This is a genomic window from Tenebrionibacter intestinalis (assembly GCF_016632365.1).
GTDB classification, from domain to species: domain Bacteria; phylum Pseudomonadota; class Gammaproteobacteria; order Enterobacterales; family Enterobacteriaceae; genus Tenebrionibacter; species Tenebrionibacter intestinalis.
In genome coordinates this window covers 1-2703 of the sequence record NZ_JAEPBH010000095.1, presented here as the reverse complement: position 1 = coordinate 2703, position 2703 = coordinate 1, and the positions used below count along the sequence as shown (strand labels likewise).

Below are 2703 nucleotides of genomic sequence, written 5' to 3'. Positions count from 1 at the left end.
GAAAGACGATTTGGTTCAGCAGAATCTGAGTAATATTGCTAATCAGGACCCGAGATTGGAAATTGCTATTAAAGGTGATGGGTCAGGTAAAAAAGACTTTTCGATGGGGCAGGGATCACGAGATGAAGCTGACAGATTAGGTCAAATATGGCTTGGTGATGGCGCAAAACAAACTAGCGGCGGTGGTTGGATTAGTGCTGATGGTACACGTGGATACCGACCACCTTCTGCGAAAGATTCTCCTTTTGCCACAACGGGAACACAGGCAAACTTTGAAACTTATGAAATCAACTCGTCAGGCAAACCAATTAAAGTTGGGAATGGCCATCTAAATATTTTGGATTAGAAATGAAAGCGATACTGAAAAATATTGATTGTGCTCACTATGACTTTAATACATATCAAGCTGAAGTTGATGAAACAGCGATAACCCTGACCTTAACAATCGGTGCTATTGATTCATCTGGAGGAGATAACTTCGATGTTTTTATCTGCACCCCTGAATGGCTTTGTAAGCACCATTGGTTGCCAGAGCTGATGCGTCATACACTTTTGGTCCGCAAATACGCTCTGGATGAGATCAAAAAGACCATTACAGATTATATAGAGCAGTGTGAGGGTAAAGATTGGATGCAGGTGGCACAAAAACTCTCCCGCGTTTTTGCTTGGGAATATGAGGATTATCAGTCTTAATCTAAAGCTCCCGCCCTTGTCAGGCGGAAGCTTTTAACTCATTCAAGTAGACTCAATCGCCAACTTAGCTGCCACGCCCTGCAAAAACATCATTACCTGCTGTTGTTCTTTTTCAGGCAAATGGGTAGTGCTGTTGAGCACTTTCATCAACGGAGTTTCGGCTGGGCAGGCAGTGATCACCAGGCAACCCGGCATCACGCGAACATTAATTTTGGTACCTGTGGTAAATNGGCAGTGATCACCAGGCAACCCGGCATCACGCGAACATTAATTTTGGTACCTGTGGTAAATCCGGCTTCCTCCATCCAGGTGCCGTTCAGGCGCAGGCTGGCGCTACGGGTGTAGCGTTTCGTTCTGTTGGTTTTGCGATCGTAATGACGAATGCTGACGTAGCTGACCGTCATATCCCTTAATACTTTGGGTTCTGCTTTCTCAGGCAAGCTGCGATCGTTATTTTTGCGTACTGGCTCGTGTTTTTCTGTATTACCTGCCAAAAGTTTCGATTGTGTTTTGGCAATAGTGGTTCCTGGCTTAAGATTGGTGTCAGCCATATTCAACTCCTCGGAAGTTGCTTGTGGTCAGCGGCATGGAAGTGCTGGTAACACTTTCATGTCGCGCTCTTTAATAATCAGAACTTTCTATTTTATCGATTTTCCTGTTGTGGTCTTTCGGTTGCTTTGTTGCGTCCATTATACCTTGCTGAATAAAAATACAGCACTGGATGAATGAACAAAATTAATATCTGCGAGGCCGCTTCAGGAAATATTACTGATTAATGTAACGTTGCATTTTTAGCTGTTTCTGTAGAAACGTTCTTTCATTCTGAACGACAACTACCCCCTGCCGTCCGGCAACAACGGCTACTTCGTGCCGTCCACCGATCCGGACAGCCCTTACCTCATCACCGTGAACCCAAAACTTGATGGCCTGGGCCAGCTCGATCCGTCGCTGTTTGGCGATCTGTACAAGCTGCTGGACATGAACCCAGGTGCTGCCCCACGCGAGACGGGCAGCCAGTACACCGACATGAATCAGTTCCTCGGTTCGTCGTACATGCTGGGCCGCCTCAGCCTGAACCCGGACAAGGACTATCGCTTCCTCGGCGATGCGGCGTTTGATACGCGCTATGTGTCGAACACCGTGCTGAACCAGACCGGAACGCGCTATATCAACGGCCTGGGCTCCGACCTTGACCAGATGCGTTACCTGATGGACAACGCCGCCGACGCGCAGAGTTCGCTCGGCCTGAAGTTTGGCGTGGCGCTGACCGCAGACCAGGTGGCGGCGCTCGACCACAGTATCCTGTGGTATGAAACCGCGACCATTAACGGCCAGATCGTGATGGTGCCGAAAGTGTATCTGTCGCCAAAAGACGTGACGGTGCAGAGCGGCAGCGTGATTAGCGGCAACAACGTGCAGTTGGCGGGCGGCAGCGTCACCAACAGCGGCAGCGCGCTGCTGGCGCAGAACGGTCTTGCCATCAACAGCAGCAACAGCCTGAGCAACCTTAACGCCGGGCTTATCAAAGCGGGCGGTGGGCTGAACCTGAGCGCGCTGGGCAATATCAATAACATCGGCTCGTCGATTAGCGGCAAAACCGTGCAACTGGAAAGCACGGACGGCAGCATTAACAACATCACCCAAGCGCAGCAGTGGAGCGTGGGCGGTGACAGCCGTCGTGGAAACGTGCATGTCAGCGGCACCGACGTCGGGCAAACCGCCTCCATCAGTGCCAGCGATGGCCTGTATATGGATGCGGCGAATGATATCAACATCACAGGGGCGAACGTGGCCGCAGGCGGCGATCTGGCGATAGGGGCAGGCTCGAACATCAACATTGCCGCCAATCAGATAACCGACAGCAGCAGCCATTCGGGTTTCTGGGGGAAAAAAGACACCCGTTCGTCATCCACCTCAAACCAGGGCAGCAGTAGCACTATCGACGCAGGTAAAACCGCACAACTGGCGGCGGGCAATGACCTGAACCTTAACAGTGCAGCGACCGCAACC

4 protein-coding genes and 1 pseudogene are annotated in these 2703 nt (G+C 50.8%); 3 read left to right on the top strand and 2 right to left on the bottom strand.

Translation table 11 applies throughout. The features are described 5' to 3' along the window. The coding region (locus JJB97_RS17655) for a hypothetical protein (RefSeq protein WP_238715387.1) at nt 1-346 on the top strand (346 nt) is incomplete at its 5' end. Between the two features lie 2 nt (nt 347-348). Next, nucleotides 349-693, top strand: a complete 345-nt coding sequence (locus tag JJB97_RS17650; protein WP_238715386.1) for an immunity 8 family protein — start codon at nt 349-351, stop codon at nt 691-693. 42 nt (nt 694-735) lie between these two features. Here the strand turns inward: JJB97_RS17650 and JJB97_RS17645 are convergent, their stop codons facing one another. Further along, entirely contained in the window at nt 736-873 is a 138-nt protein-coding gene (locus tag JJB97_RS17645; protein ID WP_238715385.1) for a hypothetical protein, read from the bottom strand. 14 nt (nt 874-887) lie between these two features. Next, the gene (locus JJB97_RS18865) at nt 888-1097 is read right to left on the bottom strand and encodes a SymE family type I addiction module toxin (RefSeq protein WP_451923558.1); all 210 of its coding nucleotides are present in this window, start codon (nt 1095-1097) and stop codon (nt 888-890) included. Between the two features lie 418 nt (nt 1098-1515). Between JJB97_RS18865 and JJB97_RS17635 the strand changes: the two are divergent. Next, a pseudogene (locus JJB97_RS17635) lies at nt 1516-2703 on the top strand (hemagglutinin repeat-containing protein); the annotation flags it as partial.